At 60.5% G+C, this 24,058-nt stretch carries 19 protein-coding genes and 2 tRNA genes; 5 read left to right on the plus strand and 16 right to left on the minus strand.

What is annotated here, in order from left to right; genetic code table 11:
• Positions 1-204 precede the first annotated feature (204 nt).
• Entirely contained in the window at positions 205-2,046 is a 1,842-nt protein-coding gene (locus AC1UK9_RS06475) for a potassium transporter Kup (RefSeq protein ID WP_371262575.1), read from the plus strand.
• A gap of 637 nt (positions 2,047-2,683) precedes the next feature.
• Here AC1UK9_RS06475 and AC1UK9_RS06480 read toward each other — a convergent pair.
• From AC1UK9_RS06480 to AC1UK9_RS06495, 4 genes are all read right to left on the minus strand, one after another.
• Positions 2,684-3,976 carry a virulence factor family protein gene (locus AC1UK9_RS06480; protein ID WP_025110807.1) on the minus strand — a complete coding sequence of 431 codons (1,293 nt, stop codon included), beginning with the start codon at positions 3,974-3,976 and terminating at the stop codon, positions 2,684-2,686.
• The gene (gene mprF, locus AC1UK9_RS06485; RefSeq protein WP_482579722.1) at positions 3,976-6,615 is read right to left on the minus strand and encodes a bifunctional lysylphosphatidylglycerol flippase/synthetase MprF; all 2,640 of its coding nucleotides are present in this window, start codon (positions 6,613-6,615) and stop codon (positions 3,976-3,978) included. The genes AC1UK9_RS06480 and mprF overlap by 1 nt, the downstream gene beginning before the upstream one ends.
• A 279-nt stretch (positions 6,616-6,894) precedes the next feature.
• Positions 6,895-6,971 (minus strand) — tRNA-Met (locus AC1UK9_RS06490).
• Between the two features lie 219 nt (positions 6,972-7,190).
• Positions 7,191-7,267 (minus strand) — tRNA-Met (locus AC1UK9_RS06495).
• A gap of 279 nt (positions 7,268-7,546) precedes the next feature.
• Here AC1UK9_RS06495 and dinB point away from each other — a divergent pair.
• Positions 7,547-8,608 (plus strand): DNA polymerase IV, encoded by a 1,062-nt coding sequence (gene dinB / locus AC1UK9_RS06500; protein WP_473014652.1) that lies wholly within the window; start codon positions 7,547-7,549, stop codon positions 8,606-8,608.
• A gap of 98 nt (positions 8,609-8,706) precedes the next feature.
• On the opposite strand, the gene AC1UK9_RS06505 is transcribed toward dinB, so the two are convergent.
• From AC1UK9_RS06505 to AC1UK9_RS06520, 4 genes are all read right to left on the minus strand, one after another.
• The gene (locus AC1UK9_RS06505) at positions 8,707-9,660 is read right to left on the minus strand and encodes a hypothetical protein (RefSeq protein WP_025110804.1); all 954 of its coding nucleotides are present in this window, start codon (positions 9,658-9,660) and stop codon (positions 8,707-8,709) included.
• Between the two features lie 17 nt (positions 9,661-9,677).
• Positions 9,678-11,393, minus strand: a complete 1,716-nt coding sequence (locus AC1UK9_RS06510; protein WP_482579723.1) for a proline--tRNA ligase — start codon at positions 11,391-11,393, stop codon at positions 9,678-9,680.
• Positions 11,394-11,522: 129 nt separating this feature from the next.
• Positions 11,523-13,082: an AmpG family muropeptide MFS transporter gene (locus AC1UK9_RS06515; protein WP_025110802.1), complete on the minus strand. Its 1,560-nt coding sequence runs from the start codon at positions 13,080-13,082 to the stop codon at positions 11,523-11,525.
• 43 nt (positions 13,083-13,125) lie between these two features.
• Positions 13,126-13,479, minus strand: a complete 354-nt coding sequence (locus AC1UK9_RS06520; protein WP_025110801.1) for an MGMT family protein — start codon at positions 13,477-13,479, stop codon at positions 13,126-13,128.
• Between the two features lie 163 nt (positions 13,480-13,642).
• Here AC1UK9_RS06520 and AC1UK9_RS06525 point away from each other — a divergent pair, with 163 nt between their 5' ends.
• Positions 13,643-14,650, plus strand: coding sequence for a DUF481 domain-containing protein (locus tag AC1UK9_RS06525; protein WP_025110800.1), 1,008 nt, complete (start codon positions 13,643-13,645; stop codon positions 14,648-14,650).
• Between the two features lie 295 nt (positions 14,651-14,945).
• Here AC1UK9_RS06525 and AC1UK9_RS06530 read toward each other — a convergent pair whose 3' ends face one another.
• Positions 14,946-15,155, minus strand: coding sequence for a cold-shock protein (locus AC1UK9_RS06530; protein ID WP_002554837.1), 210 nt, complete (start codon positions 15,153-15,155; stop codon positions 14,946-14,948).
• A 353-nt stretch (positions 15,156-15,508) separates the two neighbouring features.
• Here AC1UK9_RS06530 and dcd point away from each other — a divergent pair, with 353 nt between their 5' ends.
• Together dcd and AC1UK9_RS06540 are read left to right on the plus strand one after the other, a co-directional pair.
• Positions 15,509-16,075, plus strand: coding sequence for a dCTP deaminase (dcd, locus tag AC1UK9_RS06535; protein WP_025110799.1), 567 nt, complete (start codon positions 15,509-15,511; stop codon positions 16,073-16,075).
• A 107-nt stretch (positions 16,076-16,182) separates the two neighbouring features.
• Positions 16,183-16,392, plus strand: a complete 210-nt coding sequence (locus AC1UK9_RS06540) for a hypothetical protein (protein ID WP_473014655.1) — start codon at positions 16,183-16,185, stop codon at positions 16,390-16,392.
• 47 nt (positions 16,393-16,439) lie between these two features.
• Here AC1UK9_RS06540 and pdeM read toward each other — a convergent pair whose 3' ends face one another.
• The 7 genes from pdeM to AC1UK9_RS06575 all read right to left on the minus strand — a co-directional run bounded on the left by pdeM (position 16,440) and on the right by AC1UK9_RS06575 (position 23,957).
• Positions 16,440-17,096, minus strand: coding sequence for a ligase-associated DNA damage response endonuclease PdeM (gene pdeM, locus AC1UK9_RS06545; protein WP_025110797.1), 657 nt, complete (start codon positions 17,094-17,096; stop codon positions 16,440-16,442).
• A complete protein-coding gene (locus tag AC1UK9_RS06550) occupies positions 17,096-19,582 on the minus strand; it encodes a ligase-associated DNA damage response DEXH box helicase (protein ID WP_482579724.1) in 2,487 nt (828 codons plus the stop codon). Before AC1UK9_RS06550 ends, pdeM begins: the two co-directional genes overlap by 1 nt.
• Before the next feature lie 191 nt (positions 19,583-19,773).
• On the minus strand, positions 19,774-20,538 hold the full coding sequence (locus AC1UK9_RS06555) for an ABC transporter ATP-binding protein (protein WP_025110795.1): 765 nt from the start codon (positions 20,536-20,538) through the stop codon (positions 19,774-19,776).
• A 13-nt stretch (positions 20,539-20,551) separates the two neighbouring features.
• Entirely contained in the window at positions 20,552-21,670 is a 1,119-nt protein-coding gene (locus AC1UK9_RS06560; protein WP_482579725.1) for a succinylglutamate desuccinylase/aspartoacylase family protein, read from the minus strand.
• Between the two features lie 11 nt (positions 21,671-21,681).
• A complete protein-coding gene (locus AC1UK9_RS06565; protein ID WP_025110793.1) occupies positions 21,682-22,392 on the minus strand; it encodes an ABC transporter permease in 711 nt (236 codons plus the stop codon).
• Positions 22,389-23,117, minus strand: coding sequence for an ABC transporter permease (locus tag AC1UK9_RS06570; protein ID WP_025110792.1), 729 nt, complete (start codon positions 23,115-23,117; stop codon positions 22,389-22,391). Before AC1UK9_RS06570 ends, AC1UK9_RS06565 begins: the two co-directional genes overlap by 4 nt.
• 57 nt (positions 23,118-23,174) lie before the next feature.
• Positions 23,175-23,957 (minus strand): transporter substrate-binding domain-containing protein, encoded by a 783-nt coding sequence (locus AC1UK9_RS06575; protein WP_025110791.1) that lies wholly within the window; start codon positions 23,955-23,957, stop codon positions 23,175-23,177.
• Positions 23,958-24,058 lie beyond the last annotated feature (101 nt).

Raw genomic sequence — 24,058 nt, forward strand, 5'->3', positions numbered from 1 at the left:
CTGCGCTATGCTTCGCGCCGTTGAGCTTTACCAATTTTTTACAGTCAACAAAACGTCTGTAACAACAGGTAAAACAGCGCATGCTGCACCACAAAGCATAGTGCTTCATTCAAAGAAGCCGGTTCTGAGAAGTAGGAGTGTTGGATGGGTCAGGCAAGTAGTCAGGCGGCGGGCGCCGAGCATTCGGCTGCAAAACCGCTGAGCATGCTGGTCGCGGCAGTCGGGGTGGTTTACGGCGACATCGGCACGAGCCCGTTGTACACCCTCAAAGAAGTTTTCGCCGGTCATTATGGGGTGCCGGTCAACCACGACGGAGTCTTCGGGATTCTCGCGTTGATTTTCTGGTCGCTGATCTGGGTGGTCACGATCAAGTACGTGTTATTCGTACTGCGCGCCGACAACCAGGGTGAAGGCGGGATCATGGCGCTGACCGCCTTGGCGCGCCGCGCATCGAGCCGTTACCCGAAGTTGCAGGCGGTGTTGGTGATTCTGGGGCTGATCGGCGCCGCGTTGTTTTACGGCGACAGTATGATCACCCCAGCCATTTCCGTGTTGTCGGCGGTTGAAGGTCTGGAGCTGGCCTTCGATGGCCTGGAGCGCTGGGTAGTGCCGTTGGCGCTGGTGGTGCTGGTCGCGCTGTTCCTGATCCAGAAGCACGGTACCGATCGTATCGGCAAGCTGTTTGGCCCGGTGATGGTGGCGTGGTTCCTGGTGCTGGGCGGTCTGGGCGTCAGCGGGATCGTCAGACACCCTGAAGTATTGAACGCGCTGAACCCGATCTGGGGCGTGCGTTTCTTCATGGTGCATCCGGGCATGGGCGTGGCGATTCTCGGCGCCGTGGTGCTGGCATTGACCGGCGCCGAAGCACTGTACGCCGACATGGGCCACTTCGGTCGCAAGCCGATTGCCCGCGCCTGGCTGGCGCTGGTCCTGCCGGCGCTGGTGCTGAACTACTTCGGTCAGGGCGCGTTGCTGCTGGAAAACCCGGAAGCAGCGCGTAACCCGTTCTACCTGCTGGCGCCGAACTGGGCGCTGGTGCCGTTGGTGGTACTGGCCACCCTGGCCACGGTGATCGCTTCGCAAGCGGTGATTTCCGGTGCGTTCTCGCTGACCCGCCAAGCCATTCAACTTGGCTACATCCCGCGCATGCACATTCAGCACACGTCCAGTGCCGAACAGGGGCAGATCTACATCGGTGCAGTGAACTGGGCGCTGATGGTCGGCGTGATCCTGCTGGTGATCGGCTTCGAGTCCTCTGGTGCACTGGCGTCTGCCTACGGCGTGGCTGTGACGGGCACCATGCTGATCACCAGTATTCTGGTGGCAGCGGTGATTCTATTGCTGTGGAAATGGCCGCCACTGCTGGCCGTGCCGATTCTGCTTGGCTTCCTGCTGGTCGATGGCATGTTCTTCGCCGCCAACGTGCCGAAAATCATCCAGGGCGGTGCGTTCCCGGTACTCGCGGGGATCGTGCTGTTCATCCTGATGACCACCTGGAAGCGCGGCAAAGAGCTGCTGGTTGATCGTCTCGACGAAGGCGCGCTACCGCTGCCGATCTTCATCAGCAGCATCCGCGTGCAACCGCCGCACCGGGTGCAGGGCACTGCGGTGTTCCTCACCGCGCGCTCCGACGCCGTGCCGCACGCGCTGTTGCACAACTTGCTGCACAACCAGGTGCTGCACGAGCAGGTGGTGCTGCTGACGGTGGTCTACGAGGACATCCCGCGTGTACCGCCAGCACGGCGCTTTGAAGTGGACTCCTACGGCGAAGGTTTCTTCCGGGTGATCCTGCACTTCGGCTTCACCGACGAGCCGGACGTGCCGCAGGCGCTGAAACTGTGCCATCTGGATGACCTGGACTTCAGCCCGATGCGCACCACTTACTTCCTCAGCCGCGAAACGGTCATTGCCTCGAAACTCGAAGGCATGGCCCGCTGGCGTGAGGCGCTGTTTGCGTTCATGTTGAAGAATGCCAACGGTAACCTGAGGTTCTTCAATCTGCCGTTGAACCGGGTGATCGAGTTGGGGACGCAGGTGGAGATGTAAGCCTCGCCACAACTGAAAAGCCCCCGTCAGCCTTGTGGCTGGCGGGGGCTTTTTTGTGCCTGCACACTTTGCCTGAATCCAGCATCCATCCCCTGTGGGAGCGAGCAAGCCCGCTCCCACAGGGGATGTGTGGTGCTGCCGAGAATGGGCTGATGCTCAGAATGTAAAAAGCCCCCGCGACCGTGAGGCTGCGGAGGCATTTGTGCCTGCACACTTTGCTTGAATCCCGCATCCATCCCTTGTGGGAGCGGGCTTGCTCGCGAAGGCGGTGTATCAATCGCCATCAATGTTGCCTGACACACCGTATTCGCGAGCAAGCCCGCTCCCACAGGGGATTGGTGGTGCTGCCGAGAATGGGCTGATGCTCAGAATGTAAAAAGCCCCCGCGACCGTGAGGCTGCGGAGGCATTTGTGTCTGCACACTTTGCTTGAATCCTGCACCCATCTCTTGTGGGAGCGGGCTTGCTCGCGAAGGCGGTGTATCAATCGCCATCAATGTTGGCTGACGCACCGTATTCGCGAGCAAGCCCGCTGCCACAGGGGATGGGTGGTGCTGCCGAGAATGGGGTGATGGCCTGAATGTAAAAAGCCCCCGCGACCGTGAGGCTGCGGAGGCTTTTTATGTTGCCGGCTCAGATCACTCTGCTGGCTGATCCTTGGTCTGACGCTTCTCGATCAAGTCCACCAGACGCTTGGCCAGCGCCGGGTAGTTCTCGTCGAAGTGGTGGCCGCCGGGCAGTTTCACCGCTTCGCCGACTGCAGTCTTGTCAGTGCAGCCGCTTTCGTCGGTTTCTTCGGCGCCGTAGATGCACACCACCTTGGCCGCTGGCAGCTTGGCCATTTCCGGGCCGGTGGCAGCTTCTTTGCCGGCGTTGCCGAGCCAGCCTTCGACTTCGATTTCGAAGCTGCCGGTGCGGGCGAAGGCCAGCAGGATGATTGCGTCGACGCGCTGTTGCTCGGTGTCCGGCAGGCGGTTGTAGATCGCTGGCAACACGTCGGCACCGAACGAGTAACCGGTCAGGATGAAGCGCTTGGTGCCCCACTTCTGGCGGTAGTGCTGCATCAGTTCGGTCAGGTCCAGCGCGCTTTGCTCTGGGCTCTTGTGCTGCCAGTAGTAGCGCAGGGTGTCGATGCCGACCACCGGGTAGCCGATCTTGGCCATCTCGCCCGCTACGTCGCGGTCGAGGTCGCGCCAGCCACCGTCACCGGAGAGGAACAGGGTCACGGTGTCTTTCGCCTGACCGGCCGGCACTTCAACCACCGGGATCGCCAGACCACCGTTGGCCTTGTCGCCGCCGACGAGGATCTTGCGCAGTTCGTTGTTCAGCACTTGCGGCAGGTTGATGTCGTAGTCGCTGATGCTGGTTTCGGCGTTCGGTTGATCGCGCACGAAACCGGCGCTGGTGTCGTCCGGGTTGTCGTTCCATGCCACCAGCCAGTGGCCGTGAGCGGCGGATTTCGGCAGCAGGTGAGTACAGCCGGGTTTTTCCAGGGCCAGGTCAACCGAGATGGCCTGGGCCTTGTCGTCCTTTTGCTCGGACAACCAGCGCCAGGCGAGCACGGCGCCAGGGCCGATACCGCTGACCAGCGTTGCCGGCCCATTGAGTTCGCGCAGGCCGGTTTGCAGGGCGCGGCTCTGTTGCAGGCAGTCCTTGGGCAGAATCACCTGAACGATCTGCGCCGAAGCACTGCGGCTCAGGGTGCTCAGTTGATTGTCGGTCAGTTTCTGGTCGTCATTGACCGCCACCAGCACCTGCGCCTTGGGCTGGGTGCCCGGGATGACGCGGGTCATGACGGTGCCGTCGGCGGCAGTCAGCGGTTGCAGAGTCGGTTGCGGTGCCGGGCGTTTGAGGTACCAGTAACCGCCACCGGCAATCACGGCCAGCACAATCAGTGCGGCCAGGATGTACTTCAGGGAGCGTTGAATCATCAGCGTTTCACCAATCCAGTCAAGCCGCCCGCGATCAGGGCAGCAGTATCGGCCAGCGCTACCAGCGGATCGAGTCCGGCGGGCACGGCCATATAACGGGGTTCCCAGTCAGGCTGGAATTTGTCTTTGAAGCGGCGCAAGCCTTGGAAGTTGTACAGCTGCTCACCACGGCGGAAGACCATCGAGCCCAGACGCTGGGTCAGCGGTGCACCACGCCGGGGTTGCAACCCCGACAACGGCACCATGCCCAGGCTGAAGCGCGCGTATCCGTGACTCTTATAGTGTTGAATCAGGCCGACCATCATGAATTCCATGGTCAGCTTGGGGGCGTCCGGGTGCGCGCGCATCAGGTCGAGACTGGCCAGGTCATGGCTGTAGGTCTCGAGCAGGTTGGCAAACGCCACCGGGCGGCCTTCGAAGCGAATCACCGCAATGCGGAAATGCTTCAGGTAATCGTCGCTGAAACGGCCGAGGGAGAAACCTTTCTCGCGCACGTTCTTGCCAGTCAGCCACGCATCGGAAATCACCTTGAGTTCGTCCATCGGCGCCTGGCCCGGCTCGTGGATTTCCAGCGACAAGCCATCACGGGTGCCACGGTTCCAGGTGTAGCGCAGGTCCTTCATCTCTTTGCCCTTGGCTTCCAGGTCAAAGCGATGCAGATCGACCCGGGCCTCTTCGCCAAGCTTGATCGCGGTCAGGCCGATGTCCATGTAGTACGGCAGGTTTTCGGCGCGCACTTGATAGAACACGGGACGGGTGTGATGGATGTCGCAGAGGTCGCGAAACTGCCAGATCATTTCGGCGCGTTGCTGGCCGGGGCCGATCGGGTCGTACAGCGCCACCAGGCTGCGGCCACGGCGGGCGTACATCAGGAACGCCTCGTCGTTGGGGTGAAACAGCAGCGCCTTGTCACCGGTCAGGGCGAGGCCGCCGTCGGGTTGTGACGAGGCCATCAGAATCTTCGCGGCGCGATCCAGTTCGTCCGGGGTCGGCAGATGGATCACCGGACGGGCTGTGCGCAGCAGCCAGGTCAGGGCGATCACCAGCAACAGCACGGCGGCGCCGAGCAGCGAACGCAGACCACGCGGCGCATCAGCGTCGAGGGTGAACTGCCACCACAGTTGATGGCTGTACGGCACGTCCTGGTAGGCGAACAGCAGCAACCAGGTCGAAGCCCCCAATACGCAGAGGCTGGCCACCAGATACAGCGGCGAGAACGGCAGTTCGGTCAGGCGGCTCGGGCGATAGAACGAGCGACGGAACACTCCCAGCAGCGCCGCGGTGAGTGTCATCAGCGTGGCTTCTTCCCAGTCGAAGCCTTTGAGCAGCGAGAGCAGGGCGCCGACCAGCAGCAGAATGGTGGTCAGCATCCACGCCGCCGACAGGCGACGGCGCAGGCCCTGCGCGAGCAGCAGGCACAGCACGCCGATCAGGCTGGCGCCGAAGTGCGAGGCGTCGACCAGACGATGCGGGATCAGGAAGCCGATGTGCTCCAGGCGAGTGTCGATTTCCGGCGTAGCACCGGAAAACAGCAGCACTACACCGGACAGGAACACCAGCACTGCCAGAATCGGCGCCGCCAGACCGGACGCCGCGCGCATGGTCTGGGTCTGAAACAGGCGCTGGCCTTCGTTGATCAGCAAAAACACGCAGGCCACCAGCAGCGGCAGCACCACATAGATCAGGCGATAGAGCAGCAGCGCAGCGGCCAGTGGCGCGGCACCGAGCGTATCGGCGAACGCGGCCAGCAGGATCGCTTCAAAAACCCCGACACCCCCAGGTACATGGCTGAGGACACCAGCGGCCAAGGCCAGCAGATACACCAGCAGGAACGCGCCGAACGGCGGGGCTTCCGGCAGCAGCAGATAGAGCACGGTGGCCGCAGCAGCGACGTCGAGGGCGGTGATGATCAGTTGCAGGAAGGTCAGGCGTCGACCCGGCAGGCGCAAGGTCCGGCGACCGGCCCTGACCAGCAGGTTGTCGCGGTACGGCTGCTCCGGCAGGCGACGGCGATAGATGCCGATCGCCAGAATCGCGCCAAGCCCCAGCACCACCATGGCAATCGTGCCGAGCAAGCCTTCTGACAGGCCCAGGGCGGCAGAGGCGGCGGGCAGGTCACTCAGGGTGGCGAGGGCTGCGAGCGGTGGCAGGGCGCAACCCAGCGACAGGCTGGCGAACAGGGTCATGTGCGCGACTTCCGACGCCCCCAGACCATGGCGTGCATATAAACGGTAACGTACCGAGCCGCCCGACAGCAGCGACAGACCAATGGCGTTGCCAATCGCAAACGCGGTGAAGCCGCCCAGCGCCAGAGTGCGCGGCGGCAAGGTCACGCCGGCATAGCGGCTGGCCGACCATTCATAGCCCAGCAATATGATGAAACCGACGACCGTCGCGCCCACCGCACCGAGCAGGGCCGGTTTCGGCACGGCCAGGATCGAGTCATGCAGCGCGTAGAGATCGAGTTCGCTCAGCAGATGGCGACAGGCAATCAGCGCAATGGCAAACAGCAGCAACGTGACCGCCAGACCGATCGGTTGACGGTATTTGCTCAACCGATCCAGCAAGCGCAGGCGCTCGGGCTTGATCGGATGTTCTGCTGTGACAGTGTCTTGTGGATCAGACGAGTTGGCGCGCATCAATCACCTCTTGGATTGTGCGCGACAGGATGGAGGTATCCAGCCAAGTTACCAATCCCTGTAGAAAAAAATAATCACAAAATACTACGCCTCTCATCCGGTATGGGCGAGGGCAGGTAATGGATTGCAGACGTCTTGCCTGCGACTCAAGCATAGTCGCAACTCGGCGGGTCTGACGATCCTGAACGTTTCACTGCAGCGTGACAGATCATTGTTGCGAAAGGACTTTTTCAACAGATACAAAAAAGGCCACTCTTTCGAGCAGCCTTTTTTGATGTTTGGTTGCGGGAGCCGGATTTGAACCGACGACCTTCGGGTTATGAGCCCGACGAGCTACCAGACTGCTCCATCCCGCGTCTGTGTGGCGGCATTCTACAGGCGAACGGCGGGGTGTCAACCGCTAATCCCGTAAAGGGTCAAATAAGTGTGAATTTGCGTCAAACGGTCGCAGCCGAGCGGTAAGTTTCGGAAATGCAACGAATTCCTGTTCGCTTGAGGGCGGGGCATGCAGGGCTTGCTTGAAAAACAGGCGCGCACAAAAAAGGCCACTCTTTCGAGTAGCCTTTTTTGATGTTTGGTTGCGGGAGCCGGATTTGAACCGACGACCTTCGGGTTATGAGCCCGACGAGCTACCAGACTGCTCCATCCCGCGTCTGTGTGTCGGCATTCTACAGAGGAACGCCGGGGTGTCAACCTCGAATCCGGATAAATCTGTTCCTGTTCAATCGCTTAGCGCTTTTTGCAGGTGTGGAAATGGGGCGCAGGGCAGGTGGGACAAGGCTTTCAGCTCTATCGGTCGGTGTTTTTCGATTAAGAAAATAAATTCACCCGGCTTTTCCTACAGTCGGAAAAGAACATTCAGACTACTGGTGCTATATACAGGTGTCAGTGAGATACTGCGAATCCGGCCTGCCATGTTTCCTTTTCTGCCATGACTCAGCGAAAAATCATCCACGTCGACTGTGACTGTTTCTACGCCGCCATCGAGATGCGCGACGACCCGAACCTGGCTGGCAAGCCGCTGGCGGTGGGCGGGTCGGCTGATCGGCGTGGAGTGATTGCTACCTGCAACTATGAAGCGCGAGCCTATGGCGTGCGTTCGGCGATGTCGTCCGGGCATGCCTTGAAGCTGTGCCCCGACCTGACCATTGTCAAACCGCGCATGGACGCTTATCGCGAAGCTTCGAAGGAAATTCACACGATCTTTCGCGATTACACCGACCTCATCGAGCCATTGTCGCTGGATGAAGCCTATCTCGACGTCTCTGACAGTGCGCATTTTGGCGGCAGCGCCACGCGCATCGCGCAGGATATTCGGCGGCGGGTGTCCAATCAGTTGCACATCACCGTGTCTGCCGGTGTCGCCCCGAACAAATTTCTGGCGAAGATCGCCAGCGACTGGAAGAAGCCCAACGGGCTGTTCGTCATTACTCCGGATCAGGTCGAGGACTTTGTCAGCGGTTTACTGGTGAGCAAGTTGCACGGTGTCGGCAAAGTTACCGCCGACAAACTGGGCCGGCTCGGCATCGTTGACTGCTTGCAGTTACGCGAGTGGGACAAGCTGGCGCTGGTGCGCGAGTTCGGCAGTTTCGGTGAGCGACTCTGGAGCCTGGCTCGTGGGATCGATGACCGGTTGGTGCACAACGACAGCCGCCGTCAGTCAATCAGCGTGGAAAACACCTACGACGTCGATCTGCCGGATCTGCGCAGTTGCCTCGACAAGCTGCCGGAGCTGCTGGAAACCCTGAAAGCCCGCATGGAGCGGATCGACAGCAGTTATCGTCCGGGCAAGCCGTTCGTCAAAGTGAAGTTCCATGACTTTACCCAGACCACACTGGAGCAAGCCGGAGCGGGGCGCGATCTGGGCAGTTATCAGTTGATGCTGACGCAGGCGTTCAATCGGGGAGGAAAACCGGTGCGGTTGTTGGGGGTGGGGGTAAGGCTGGAGGATTTGCGCGGCGGGTTTGAGCAGATGGAGTTGTTTGAGCGGTAGATTTGCGGTGCCTGTCAGGACCTCTTCGCGAGCAGGCTCGCTCCCACATTAGATGGCATTCCACTGTGGGAGCGAGCCTGCTCGCGAAGCTTTTGCTGTTAATTCGGCCCCGGATCAGCCACCAAACGTCCTGCATCCTTGGTCAACGACTTGAGAAACTCGGCCTGCAACTCAGGATCGTTGCGCGTCAGTTCGATCAGGCTTTGCTCCAGCTCGCTGGCTTCTTCTTCCAGACCCAGTTCCGACAGGCGTTTGACCCGGTGCACCCACTGGCTCACTTCGTCGTCTTCCAGATCGTCGTAAATCAGTCCGTGCGCTTCGAGCAACTTGCTGCGCAGGTGGCTGCTGATCGTCAGCGACGTGTCGCTGTGCACATCATCCTTGCCGTCTTCGACGCTGATCTGCAGTTTGCCGACATGATTCAGATCATTTTCGGCGAACGGACTGTCCAGCAAGTTCAGGCGCAGCACACCGTTGCGGTCGGTGGTCATGTCGAAGGTCTGCTTGCCGGCCTTGACCTGCACCGGACGCTCGCTCCACGGCAGGCTCGAATACTCCATGCGCTTGTCGCGCTGGACTTCATCGATACCGGCGAGGTTCTGTTGCGCGCGACCGTGAGACTGCACGTTCATGAATGGGTTGACCCCGGCAATGCCGTAGCTCAGCCAATCCTTGGTCACGCTGTCCGGCAGGTTGCCCAAAGCGAACACGTTGACCACGTTGGCGCCAATGCCCGCGACCACGGCCACCGCGCCCAGCGGAATCTCGTAGATTTCGCGCCAGGGTTGGTAGGGAGTGTAGCGGTCGTAACGACGGGTGACCTCGAACTCGGTGACTTCGAAAGTCTTCTGTTCGTTGATTTTCACGCGTCGTTGCGGCAGCTCAAGCTCCTTGGGCTCACCGACATCGATCTGCAGGCTGTGATCGAGCAGTTTGCGCTCGACCCGCTCTTCGTGCTCGCTGCGCTGTGACATCTGATTGGCACAGCCGCTGACCAACAGGGCACCGCACAAGGCGGTGCCACCGAGGCCCAAGGTGTTTCGCTTGAACATGAGGACTCTATCTGGTTTCAGCGGCGGATACGGGCCTGAAGGAAGGACAGTACGTCGGCGACCGGCAATGCTTGCGCTTCGCCTTCGGTACGACTCTTGTATTCCAGGTTGCCTTCGGCGAGGCCGCGGTCGCTGACCACGATCCGGTGAGGAATGCCGATCAGCTCCATGTCCGCGAACTTGATGCCCGGGCTGGTTTTCTTGTCGCGATCGTCCAGCAGCACTTCGAAACCTGCCGCTGTCAGCTCTGCGTACAGCTTGTCGGTGGCTTCGCGCACTTGCTCGGTTTCATAACGCAGCGGTACCAGGGCGATCTGGAACGGCGCCAGGGTGTCGCTCCAGATGATGCCGTTTGCGTCGTTGTTCTGTTCGATGGCGGCAGCTACCACGCGGGATACGCCGATACCGTAGCAACCCATTTCCAGGGTCACTGGCTTGCCATTCTCGCCCAGCACTTCGCACTTCATCGCCTTGCTGTACTTGTTGCCCAGCTGGAAGATGTGCCCGACTTCGATGCCGCGCTTGATTTCCAGGGTGCCCTTGCCGTCCGGGCTTGGGTCACCGGCGACCACGTTACGCAGGTCGGCAACGGTCGGAACCGGTAGATCACGCTCCCAGTTCACGCCGAAGTAGTGCTTGTCGTCGATGTTTGCACCGATGCCGAAGTCGCTCATCAGTTCGACCGAGCGGTCGATGATGATTGGCAGTGGCAGGTTCAACGGGCCGAGGGAGCCGGCGCCGGCGCCAATGGCGTCGCGCAGTTCGGCATCGGAGGCCATGACCAGCGGGCTGGCAACGCCAGGTTGCTGGGCAGCCTTGATTTCGTTCAGTTCGTGGTCGCCACGAATCACCAACGCGATCAGCTTGCCTGCTTCTTCGGCGTGGACGATCAGGGTCTTGATGGTCTTTTCAATCGGCAGATTGAATTTTTCCACCAGCGCGGCGATGGTTTTGGTGTCTGGGGTATCGACCAGGCGCAGTTCTTCGGTCGCAGCGGCGCGCGAGGTTTCGCGTGGCACGGCTTCGGCCTTCTCGATGTTCGCCGCGTAGTCGGAACCGTTGCTGAAGACGATATCGTCTTCGCCGGATTCGGCCAGTACGTGGAACTCGTGGGAACCGGCGCCACCGATCGAACCGTTGTCGGCTTCAACCGGACGGAATTTCAGACCCAGGCGCGTGAAGATGTTGCAGTAGGCTTCATGCATGCGGTCATAGGTGATCTGCAGCGACGGCTGATCGGCGTGGAACGAATACGCGTCCTTCATGATGAATTCGCGGCCGCGCATCAAACCGAAGCGTGGGCGGATTTCGTCACGGAATTTGGTCTGGATCTGGTACAGGTTGATTGGCAGCTGCTTGTAGCTGCTCAACTCGTTGCGCATCAGATCGGTGATCACTTCTTCGTGGGTCGGGCCCGCGCAGAAGTCGCGACCATGGCGGTCTTTGATGCGCAGCAGCTCAGGGCCGTATTCTTCCCAGCGCCCCGATTCCTGCCACAGCTCGGCCGGTTGGGTGCTCGGCATCAACACTTCAAGAGAGCCGGCGGCGTTCATTTCTTCGCGAACGATGGCTTCTACCTTGCGCATTACCCGCAAGCCCATCGGCAGCCAGGTGTACAGGCCCGAAGCGAGTTTGCGGATCATGCCGGCGCGCAGCATCAGCTGGTGGCTGATCACGACCGCATCGGAAGGCGTTTCTTTCTGTGTGGCGAGCAAAAATTGACTGGTGCGCATGGTTGGCCGTTGTCGGTTGCTATGACTGGAAATGACGGAGCAGTGTACCGGCGAGAGTTGCCGACGTACAGGATTGCGCTCGGCGGTGAGGCTCAACGGCGGGAATCCTCCCGCCGTATCTGAAATGTCCTACGACTCTTCCACGACGGAGGTCGGCGCGGGCTCGGGCGTGGGCGTCGGGCCTTCGCGGCGATTTTCCTGGAACCAGTGCAGGGCAATCAGCAGCAGGGTCGGCACACCGAGCAACGCGGTGATCATGAAGAAGTTGTGGTAGCCGAATTTCTCGACCATCACCCCGGAGTAACCGCCGATCAGACGCGGCAGCAACAGCATGATCGAGCTGAGCAGGGCGTACTGGGTGGCCGAGAACTTCAGGTTGGTCAGGCTCGACAGGTAGGCGACGAACGCCGACGTCGCAAGCCCGGAACTGAAGTTGTCCAGAGAAATGGTGACCACCAGCATCTGCAGGTTGGGCCCCATGTCGGCGAGCATGACAAACAGCAGGTTGGTGGCGGCCGACGCTGCACCGCCGATGAACAGGATCGGCAGGATGCCGAAGCGCACGATCAGCAGGCCACCCATGCCGGCACCGACGAGGGTCATGATCAGGCCGAAGATCTTGCTGACGCTGGCAATCTGATCCTTGGTGAAGCCCTGATCGATGTAGAACACGTTGGCCATTACGCCCATGACCGTGTCTGACATCCGGTAGGTGGCGATCAGCCCGAGTAACAGCAAAGCCTGCCAGCGGTAGCGCAGGATGAAGTCGTTGACTGGGGTCAGCACCGGCGCCAGGCCGCGCCGGCCCATGGTCGACAGGCACAGGCCGGTGAGCAGGGTGTAAAGGATGGCGCGCAGGAACGCTCGGTCTTCCAGCAGCAGGTCGAGCGGGCTCATGGTGCCGAACAACACACTCGCGAAATCGGTGTTGTAGAGCTGGGTGAACATCGCCGGAACGGACACCAGCAGCACGATCAGCACAAATACCGAGGCCAGCTGATGCACGAAGCTGTAGCGGCCGGCCTGCAATTGCGTGCGCAACGGCACCGGCGGTTCGCGCATCAGCAGCGAAGTCAGCAGGGCAGGGATCATCAACACCCCGAACAGGGCGTAGGTGCCGGTCCAGGCCGAATGCTGATAGTTGAACCCGGTAGAGCCGAAGCCTTCGGCGAAGAACAGTGCGCCTGCCGTGGCGAGCAGGGCGGCGACGCGATAGCCGGACATGTAACTGGCCGCCAGCGCTGCCTGACGGCTGTCGTCGGCAATTTCCAGGCGATAGGCGTCGACCGCGATGTCCTGGGTGGCGGAGGCGAAGGCGACAATGACGGCAATGGCGATCAGCCAGGACAGGTGCTTCTGTGGGTCGCAGAAACCCATGCCGATCAGGCCCAGGATCACCAGCGACTGTGAAAGTACCAGCCACGAACGGCGTCGACCCAGCTTGCCCAATAAAGGCAGGCGCCATTGGTCGAGCAGCGGTGACCAGACCCATTTGAACGCGTAGGCCAGGCCGATCAGGCTCGCGTAGCCGATGGTTTCACGGGCCACGCCGGCTTCACGCAGCCAGACGGAAAGCGTCGAAAATACCAGCATGTACGGCAGGCCGGCAGCGAAACCGAGCAACAACAGCACGAGCGTCGAAGGACTGGCATAGGCGGCGAGCGCGGCGCGCCAGGTTTTACGGGGCATGGGCTGAAGTCTGCCTCAAGATTGCGAAAACAAAGCGCGCACTCTAACCGCTGTGCTCTACCGGACGCCAGCCATGACGCTGAATATCCACACGATTGTTCAGGACGGTGACACCTTCAGAGCGTAATCGAGCCCGTTGTTCGTCTCCCGAAGGGCTGCCCACCGGCAGGCTGATCCGACCGCCGGCGCCGAGTACCCGGTGCCATGGCAGTCGGGTATCGCCGGGTAGCTGACTCAGGGTCCGGCCGACCCAGCGGGCGGCGCGCCCCAACCCTGCCAGTTCGGCCAACTGACCATAGCTGACCACCTTGCCTTCAGGTACTTGGGCAAGGGTCGAATAAAGCGCCGTGCGTCGGATTTGCGCTTCGCTTTCGCGCTCGTCGATGGGCTCTGTCACGTACAGGGTTCCTGAATGATCTCGGGTTGATGCCTTTCAGCGTAATCCGTGCGTGCCCGGATGAGAAATGAACTCAATGGAAATCGTCCGGTCAGTCCTTGTCAGGGGATTATTCCTACGGATAATGCCGACCTTTTTGCAATCCTGAGCCCTCGATCCGCTTATGTTGTCCAGAACCTTGCTGTGCCTTGCTGTCTTCAGTGCGTCCACGCCCCTGCTTGCCGATACCGTCTGGTTGAAGAACGGTGACAAGTTGAGCGGTAAAATTTCCCTGTTCGACGGCGGCAAATTGCTGATCCAGACCGCGTATGCCGGGGCGGTGACCATTGACTGGAAACAGGTCAAGACGCTTGAAAGCGATCAGGAGTTGCTGGTCAAGCAGGACGCTTACACCGGCGAAAAGGCCAAGTCGTTGACCGCTGCCGATGACGGCAAGGTCACCCTGGCCAACGGCGAGGCGCCGAAAACCGTAGAGCTGGCGAGCATTCAGCAGATCCTCAAGCCAAAACCGGTCGTTGAAGATCTGGTGTGGAAAGGCAATATCGGTCTGGCGATGGACTATCAGCGGGCAGAAAAGGACACCAACGACTACGACATCGACTTCAAGACCTCGGCTCGCCATGGTCGCTGGCGTCATACCGCAGAAGGCGAGTACAACCGCGAAGTGCAGGACGATCAGGTCACCACCAATAACTGGCGCGCCGAATACGCACTTGACCGCTTCTTGACTGACAAGTGGTTCTGGCAGGGGCGTCTGAACTACAAGCGCGACTATGTTGAAGAGCTGTCGCGTCAGCGTGTGGTCGGTACCGGTCCGGGCTACCAGTTCTGGGATGACGAACTGGGTGCGTTCTCGCTTGGCTCGCTACTCAACCGCACCGATTACGAGTACAGCGATGGCGGCAAGGACAACTTCTACTCGGTCGCCATGAAGTGGGATTACAACCGCTACCTGATTGGCAAGAAAGTCGAGTTCTTCACCAATGGCGAGTTGGGCAAGCCGTTGTCCGATGTGGCCAATTATGCGCTGGATGCCGAGATGGGCCTGCGTTACAAGGTCACCGACTGGGCATCGCTCAACCTCAAGGCCGAACGCGACATCATCAGCGGTACCAAGGATGCGGACTTGAACAAGACCCGCTACACCGCAGGGTTTGGCGTAGCCTGGTAAGACGAATCAAAAAAAGCAGCCGCGAAGGCTAATGCCAGTCAGTTAAGCGCAGATCCCCTGTGGGAGCGGGCTTGCTCGCGAAAGCGGTGGGGCAGTCAACATCAATGTTTGCTGGGCCGACGTCTTCGCGAGCAAGCCCGCTCCCACTATTGATCTTCGCTGCTTTGAGCATTGAGTTCGTTTAACTGATCGGCATTAGCCGCGAAGGCTGCTTTTTTTGTGGTCGCCAAAAAACACACGCCCACAAAAAAGCCCCGCTGTTGAGGGCGGGGCTCTTTTCTAAAGAAGCTACAAGTTAGATAACTTGTACTTCTTCAGCTTGCATGCCTTTCTGACCGCGGGTAGCGATGAAAGAAACCTGTTGGCCTTCTTTCAGGCTTTTGAAGCCGTCGGATTGGATAGCTTTGAAGTGAACGAACAGGTCGTCACCGGATTGTGGAGTGATGAAGCCGAAGCCTTTTTCATCGTTGAACCACTTAACGGTACCGGTTTGGCGATTAGACATGGTGTAACTCCTTGAACAAAGATAACTGCGACTCAGGAAGAACCCTGGCCGAGACTGAGTGCAAAGAGCAGGAAAAATTCTTGTAGATGGTTGGATCGAAATTCAACATATCGTGTAGAGATTCTCAGTGACACAAGCAGCACAGTGGCGCCACCTTAACCCTTTTTCCGGAACGTGCCAATGCTTCTTGCGAAGGTTTCGCTGTTTTAAGGATCGGCGGTGTGACGGTTCGTCGCCATGGCGCGTATTTCCTGGCTGTTCGGCGAGAATTGCAGTGCGGACTTTGAACCCGGCGGCGCGCCCGGTAAGATGCCGGACAGATTTTTTCCACCTCGCTATTCAGGACACCCGCCATGAGCATCAAATCGGACAAGTGGATTCGCCGCATGGCGCAGGAACACGGCATGATCGAGCCTTTCGTCGAGCGTCAGGTACGCGGCAACGACGACAGCCGCGTGATCTCCTACGGTGTGTCGAGCTACGGCTACGATGTGCGCTGCACCAACCATTTCAAGGTGTTCACCAACATCAATTCGGCGATCGTCGATCCAAAGAATTTCGACGCCGGCAGCTTTGTCGACATCCACAGCGACGTCTGCATCATTCCGCCAAACTCCTTTGCCCTGGCCAGCACCGTCGAATACTTCCGTATTCCGCGCAACGTATTGACCATCTGCCTGGGTAAAAGCACCTATGCGCGCTGCGGCATCATCGTCAACGTCACCCCGCTTGAGCCTGAGTGGGAAGGCCACGTGACCCTGGAATTCTCCAACACCACCAATCTGCCGGCGAAAATCTACGCCAACGAAGGCGTGGCGCAGATGCTGTTCCTTGAGTCTGACGAAGAATGTGAAGTGTCCTACAAGGACCGTGGCGGCAAGTATCAGGGCCAGCGTGGCGTGACCCTGCCGCGTACCTGATCCGTCCATCCGGCAGTTCGCGGGAATTCTTCGGCGGGTAGACACTCTATGGGGTGTACTGCCCGTTTTTGCTTCTGGCAAAGCGGGCCTTCGCCGAGGAGGGTTCCATGAAGATCGATCCGCATATCACCGCCGAACTGGCAAGGCTTGAGCCCAATCAGGTTGGCGTTTTGGCCTGGTCCTTGTTGGCAGACCCGTCGCGCAGCATGGCCGGCGGAATTCCCGGCCAGCCTGATCCCGACACCCCCAACGAACAACCGACCGAGCCGGGCGAACCGACCTTGCCGGACGAACCACCACCCGCGCCCGTCGCCTGATCCGCGGCACCCATGAATGGCCAGTCAGCTGAGGTTTGCCCAAGACCTCAGCTGACTGGCCATATTTCGTTATCGCCGACGACAAATATCCTGCAATGGGCGTCTATCTCCACCGGGTAACCACCGGTAAACGCGCCAAATGCCGGTAACAGGCTCAAACGCTCGCCCAGCCTGAAACACGCCAGGCGCAGACGCTGCCGCCCCCGTCCGTCAAGCCGATAGACCGGATGCACGTGGCCTGCCAGCACATGCCGTTCGGGATGGGGGGCTGGTTCGTGTTGCAAGGCAAACGGCCCGAGCAGCAACGGTTCCGGCACCACTCTGATGTTCAATGATGCTGGTGGATCGCCAGCGCGCTTGTCGTGGTTGCCACGAATCAGCGTCATCGGCAAATCAGCATGACGTGCGCGCCATTCGGCCAAGGCCTTCAAGGTGCCCTCGGCATGGGAGCCGGGTCCATGCAGAAAGTCACCGAGGAAAATCAGTTGCCGGCAGGGCAGCTTCGCCAATAAGCGATCGAGCACGTCGATGTTTGCCGCCGTGGTGCCCAGTGGGACTGGCTGACCGAGACGGCGATAGGCGGCGGCCTTGCCGAAATGCACATCGGCGATCAGCAGCGCTTCCTGTGCCGGCCAGTACAGGGCTTTTTCTGGCAGCAGCCAGAGTTCTTCGCCGGCCAGACGCACCGGATAGCCACTGTTCATCAGGCGTTATCCTTGTCGGCTGATTTCTCCAGGTCGCCGACCATGCGTCGAATGCGATCGGCGAGTTTTTCCGAACTCATGCTTTCACGCATGCGCTCCACCAGCAGCGGAAAGCCGAGCGGTGTAGGCCGTTTGATCAGGTGCAGATCCAGTTGCATCCGGTTGATCCGTTGCAGTGTCTGTTGCAGGCGACGAATATCCAGTTCTTCGCGCAGGACTTCTTCCCCGGCCTGAGCCAGCAGCAGGTTGTCGGCGTCATATTGCTTGAACACTTCAAAAAACAAGCCGCTGGAAGCCTGCACCTGGCGGGTACTTTTCGGCGCACCGGGATAGCCGGCGAACACCAGCCCGGCGATCCGGGCGATTTCGCGAAAACGCCGCAGCGCCAGTTCGCCGGCATTCAGACTGGCCAACACATCCTCCAACAGATGCTGCGGGCTGAGCAGGGCTGGGTCGAGTTGTTCTGACCAATCGACTGGCGTGGCGCTGAGCAACTCCAGCCCGTAATCATTCACCGCAATCGAGAACGTCAGCGGCTGGCGCTGACTGACGCGCCACGCCAACAGGCTGGCGAGCCCCAGATGCACCTGGCGCCCGGCAAACGGGTAGAGGAAAAGGTGCCAGCCTTCGCGGGACTTCAGCACCTCCGCCAGCAGGCTGTCAGTGGTGGGCAGGCCTGACCAGCGTGCCTGGGTGTTCAGCAACGGTTGCAGCGCGTGCATTTCCGGCCCCGCGAACTGCCCCTGCGCCGCTGCAGTGAAGCGACTGACCACGGCTTCGGCCAATTCGTTGGAAAGTGGCATTCGTCCGCCATTCCAGCGTGGTACGGCGGCTTTTTTCGCGCTGCTGCGTTTGACGTAAGCGGTCATGTTCTCCACCCGCACCAACTCCAGCAGACGCCCGGCGAACAGAAAGCCGTCGCCCGGTTTCAGTCGGGCGATAAAACCTTCCTCGACGCTGCCCAATTGCTTGCCGCCGCCACCCTTGCTCCAGAATTTCAGGTTGATGCTCGCGTCGCTGACGATGGTGCCGATGCTCATGCGATGCCGACGTGCGAGGCGGGCATCGGGTACGCGCCAGACGCCGTGTTCGTCCGGTTCGACCCGGCGATAATCCGGATAAGCCGTCAGAGACAGGCCACCGTGGCGTACGAAAGCCAGCGCCCAGGCCCAGTTCGCTGGGGTCAGATCACGATAGGCCCAGGCGCCACGGACTTCTTCGTACAGCGCTTGAGGAACAAAGCCACCGCCCAGAGCCATGCTGACCAGATGTTGCACCAGCACATCCAGCGGTTGGTGCGGCGACAGGCGTGGTTCGATGTGTCGTTGCTCCACGGCATCGCGCGCGGCGACGGCTTCGATCAGCTCCAGGCTGTGGGTCGGCACCAGCGTTACCCGCGAGGTGCGCCCCGGCGCGTGACCTGAGCGCCCCGCGCGCTGCATCAGCCGCGCCACGCCCTTTGCCGAACCGATTTGCAGCACGCGTTCCACCGGCAGGAAGTCCACGCCCAGGTCCAGGCTCGAGGTGCAGACCACGGCTTTCAGGAGTCCGTCCTTCAACGCCTGCTCCACCCAGTCGCGGGTCTCGCGGGAGAGCGAGCTGTGGTGCAGCGCGATCAACCCGGCCCAGTCCGGTCGTGCTTCGAGTAACGCCTGATACCAGATTTCCGACTGCGCACGGGTGTTGGTGAACACCAGGCTGCTGGCGCAGGCATCCAGTTCAGCGACCACTTGCGGCAGCATCTTCAGACCGATGTGCCCGGCCCACGGAAAACGTTCGATGGCCGGTGGGATCAAGGTGTCGACCTTGAGTGATTTTTCGCTCTGGCCTTGCACGCTGATGCCGCCGCCCTGTGGGATCAGCACCTGTTGGGCGTGGGCTTGATTACCAAGGGTGGCGGACACGCCCCAGACGATCAGTTCGGGCTGCCAATGGCGCAGGCGTGCCAGCGCCAGTTGCAGCTGTACGCCGCGTTTGTTGCCGAGCAATTCGTGCCATTCATCGACGACAACCATGCGTAAGGTCGCGAGCGCGGTTTTCGCGTCGGCGCGGGCGAGCAGCAGGGTCAGGCTTTCCGGGGTGGTGATCAGCGTGGTCGGCAAGCGCCGGCCCTGACGGGCGCGTTCGGCGCTGCTGGTGTCGCCGGTGCGCAGGCCGATGCTCCACGCAATCTGCAGCTCGCCGACCGGCGCTTGCAAGGCACGCGCGGTGTCGGCGGCGAGGGCGCGCATCGGTGTGATCCACAGCACGGTCAACGGTTCGGACGGTGGTTTGCGTTTGCTGGCCGTTGCAGGCGGCGGCAGAGCGCGGGCGAAGCGATTGAGCGCGGCGAACCACACCGCGTAGGTTTTACCGGCGCCGGTGCTGGCGTGAAGTAATCCCGACTGACCTTTTTTAACGGCGGCCCACACCTGTTTTTGAAAGGCGAACGGCTTCCAGTGGCGTGTGCTGAACCAGAGTTTTGCGAAGTCGGTGGAGGTCGGCATACCGGCGGTGTGCGCTCTGAAGGTGTTCCTTCAGTGACCGCGCCGTTGAGGGACAAGTTTAATTTTGTGCGAGCACATACCCTGTGGCAGCGGGCTTGCTCCGGGCGGCGTTCCGACGAAGGCGGTGTGTCAGTTAAAACGATGTTGACTGACACACCGCCTCCGCTCTCACATGAGAGTTGTGGACGGCGTCACTTGAGGTTGCCGCTGAGGAACTGCTTCAGGCGTTCGCTCCTCGGATTGCCCAGCACGTCTTCCGGCGCGCCTTCTTCTTCCACCAGCCCCTGATGCAGGAACAACACCTGGCTGGAGACTTTGCGCGCAAAGCTCATTTCGTGCGTCACCATGATCATGGTCCGGCCTTCTTCGGCCAGCCCCTGAATCACCCGTAGCACTTCGCCCACCAGTTCCGGGTCGAGTGCCGAGGTCGGTTCGTCGAACAGCATCACCTCCGGCTCCATGGCCAGCGCCCGGGCGATCGCCACCCGCTGTTGCTGGCCGCCTGAGAGAAACGCCGGGTACTGATCGGCAACCCGCGCCGGCAGGCCGACCTTGTCCAGATAACGGCGTGCGCGGTCGTCGGCTTCCTGTTTGCTGCAACCGAGCACCCGGCGCGGGGCCATGGTGATGTTTTCCAGCACGGTCATGTGGCTCCACAGATTGAAGTGCTGGAACACCATCGCCAACCGTGTGCGCAGGCGTTGCAGTTCATTCGGGTCGGCGACGTGCATGCCGTGGCGGTCGCTGACCATACGGATCGCCTGGCCGTCCAGGCTCATGGCGCCGTCGTTGGGTTGTTCGAGAAAGTTGATGCAGCGCAGGAAGGTGCTTTTGCCCGAACCGCTGGCGCCGATCAGGCTGATCACGTCGCCAGTCCTGGCCTTGAGCGAAACGCCTTTGAGCACCTGATGGTCGCCATAGCTTTTGTGCAGGCCTTCAACGGTCAATTTGTACATGAGACAGACACCCTCAAGGCGAAAGTAGGTAGCCGCTGCGATAGGCTTCGGCGCCCGCCACGTGGGCGATCACCATGCCGGCAGTGGCCATGCGGCGCAGCGAGCGGGCGTACATGACGCCGGCAGCGGTGCAGCAAATAGGGGTCACCCGATCACTGATCGGGTCGATGATTTCGGCAATCTGTTGCCCGGCTTGCAGGTATTGCCCGGCCGTGGCGGTGTACACCAGCAAGCCGCCGACCGGCGTGGTCACCGGTTCGACGCCAGCCAGTGGCGTGGCGGGGAATGGCAAGGGCGGTTGCGGCCGGGTCTCGCCGACGATCGCATCGAACTGGATCAGGTAATCGATCAGCGCCTGACAATCACGGCTGGCCATCGGGTGATTGACGTCACCCTGGCCGCGCAACTCCACGGTCACCGAAAAACTGCCCAGCGGAATCGCGAAGTGTTCGCCGAAGCGCTCCTGCAGTTGCCACCACAGCAGGGTGAAGCATTCGTCGAACGACTGGCCGCCGGAATCGGTCGCCAGCAGGCTGGCCTGGGACTCGATGTAACGCGCCAGCGGCTCGACCTGCGGCCACGCCTCGGGGGTGGTGTAGAGGTGAACCACGGATTCGAAATCGCAGTGCAGGTCCAGCACCATGTCGGCGTCACACGCCAGCCGTTGCAGGGTCAGGCGCTGGGATTGCAGTTGCGTACCGGGTGTCTGGCGGGCCAGGGCGTTGCGCAGGCTGGCGCGGATCAACTCAAGGTTGCGCTGCGGGTCATCGCCCAGCTTGCCCTCGATGTCGTTGCCGATTTCTTCGCTGAGGTCGACGAACCAGCGATTGAAATTCTGCCCGCTCTCCATCTCGTAGCGGCCCAGTGGCACGTCCATCAGCACTTGTTCGAGGCCCACCGGATTGGCCACCGGCACCAGCACGATCTGGCTACGCAGGCGCCCGGCGGCTTCCAGCTCCGTCAGACGCTGCTTGAGGTGCCAGGCCACCAGCATACCCGGCATTTCGTCGGCATGCAGCGAGGACTGGATGTAGATCTTGCCTTGGGCCTGCTCCGGGCCGAAGTGGAAGCTGTGGATCTGTCGTGCGGTCCCCGGCACCGGGGCCAACAGGTCATGGATCTGGTGTCGCATTACAGGGTTTCCTAGTGGGTCGGCCCGAGGAAGGCCAGCCATCGGCGTTCGGCAAGACGGAACAGGCCGACCAGCGTGAAGGTAATGGTCAGGTAGATCAGCGCGGCGATGCCGAACGACTGGAAGGTCAGGTAGGTCGCCGAGTTGGCGTCCCGCGCAACTTTCAGGATGTCGGGAATGGTCGCGGTGAAGGCCACGGTGGTCGAGTGCAGCATCAGGATCACTTCGTTGCTGTAGTAAGGCAACGAACGACGCAGCGCCGAGGGCATGATCACGTACGCGTAAAGCTTCCAGCCGGTCAGGCCGTAGGCCTTGGCCGCTTCGACTTCGCCGTGGTTCATGCTGCGGATCGCCCCGGCGAAAATCTCCGTGGTGTAGGCGCAGGTGTTCAGGGCAAACGCCAGGATCGTGCAGTTCATCGCATCGCGAAAGAAACTGTCGAGCAACGGTTGCGCGCGCACGGCGGCGAGGCTGTAGATGCCGGTGTAGCAAATCAGCAACTGGATATACAGCGGCGTACCCCGGAACAGGTAGGTGTAGAACTGCACCGGCCAGCGCACATAGAAGTGCGACGAGACCCGGGCGATCGACAGCGGAATCGACACCAGGAAGCCAATGAAGATCGAGGCACTGAGCAGCCACAGGGTCATGGCCAGCCCGGTGATGTTGTTGCCGTCGGTATAAAGGAAGGGTTTCCAGTATTCCTGCAGGAGTTCGATCATCGTACGGCCTCCCGTGCGCCTGCGGCGTAACGGCGCTCGAGCCAGCGCAGGATGACGTTCGAAGCACTGGTGATCAGCAGATAGATCAAGGCGGCGAGTACCAGGAAGTAGAACAGTTGATAGGTGCTTTTACCGGCGTCCTGCGCGGCTTTGACCAAGTCGGCCAGGCCGATGATCGACACCAGCGCAGTGGCCTTGAGCATCACCATCCAGTTGTTGCCGATGCCCGGCAGGGCGAAACGCATCATTTGCGGAAACACCACGAAGCGAAAGCGCTGGCCGCGCTTGAGGCCGTAAGCGGTCGCCGCTTCCACCTGACCACGAGGCACGGCGAGGATCGCGCCACGGAAGGTTTCGGTGAAATACGCCCCGTAGATGAAGCCCAGGGTGGTCACGCCAGCGGTGAAGGAGTCGATTTCGATGTAATCCCACTCCATGAAGTCGGTCAGCGCGGTCAGCCAGGTTTGCAGGCTGTAGAAGATCAACAGCATCAGCACCAGATCGGGCACGCCGCGAATCAGTGTGGTGTAGAGCTGGGCAGGCAGGCGCAGCAATCTGGATTTCGACAGTTTGGCACTGGCGCCCAAGAGACCGAGCAACACGGCCACCAGCAGCGACAACGCCGACAATTTGATGGTCATCCAGGTGCCTTCCAACAGCAACGGACCGAAGCCCTTGAGGCTGAAGGCTGAGAGCCCCAGATTTTGTAAGAGGTTTTCGAACATAAATCAGCAACCTGAGCGGATGGAAAAGGCGCCCATCGAGTGATGGGCGCCAGGGCATTATTTACCGCTGTACAGATTCAGATCGCCAAAGTGTTTCTTTTGAATCTCGGCGTATTTGCCGTCATCGTGTAACGCTTTGATACCTTTATCTAAAAGTGCCTTCAGCTCTTTGTTACCTTTCTTAATACCGACAGCGGTTTTGGCTGGCAGCAATTCGCTGTCAACTGGCTTGCTGACTTCGTAAGCGGCACCGTCTGGCGACTTCAAAAAGCCCAGTTCGGCTTGCAGCATGTCCTGGATCGAGGCGTCGAGACGGCCGTTTTTCAGGTCGGCGTACACCTGATCCTGGTTGGCGTAAGCCTGGATTTTCACCCCGGCCTTCTCCAGCACAGCCTTGGCGTAGGCTTCTTGAATGGTGCCTTGCTCGTAACCGACGGACTTGCCCTTCAGCGAAGCGATGTCATCGCTCAGGCCGGAACCCTTCTTGAATACATAGGAAGTAGGGCCGGAGAACAGCTCGCTGGAGAAGTCGATCGCCTTTTCACGGGCCGGGGTCACGGTCATCGACGAGATCACACCGTCGAATTTGTTGGCGTTGAGGCCCGGAATCATGCCGTCGAAGTCGCTTTCAACCCATTTGCACTTGACCTTCAGCTCGGCGCAGATCGCGTTGCCCAGGTCGATGTCGAAGCCCACCAGACTGCCGTCGGCCGCTTTCGACTCGAACGGTGCGTAGGAAGGATCAACGCCAAAACGCAGCTCTTTGTATTCCTTGGCCAGCGCGGAGCCGGCAGCCATGCACAACGCCAGTGCAGAAAGGGTCAGCAATGCTTTTTTCATTATTCAATCCCTAAGAACCAATATGAGCGCTTGTGGCGCAGAATTATTGTTACTGGAACGCGTACGACCTATAGAAAGTAGCAATTTCCGAACCAGAGTCC

Source organism: Pseudomonas sp. AK-TSAG1-1, assembly GCF_056821665.1.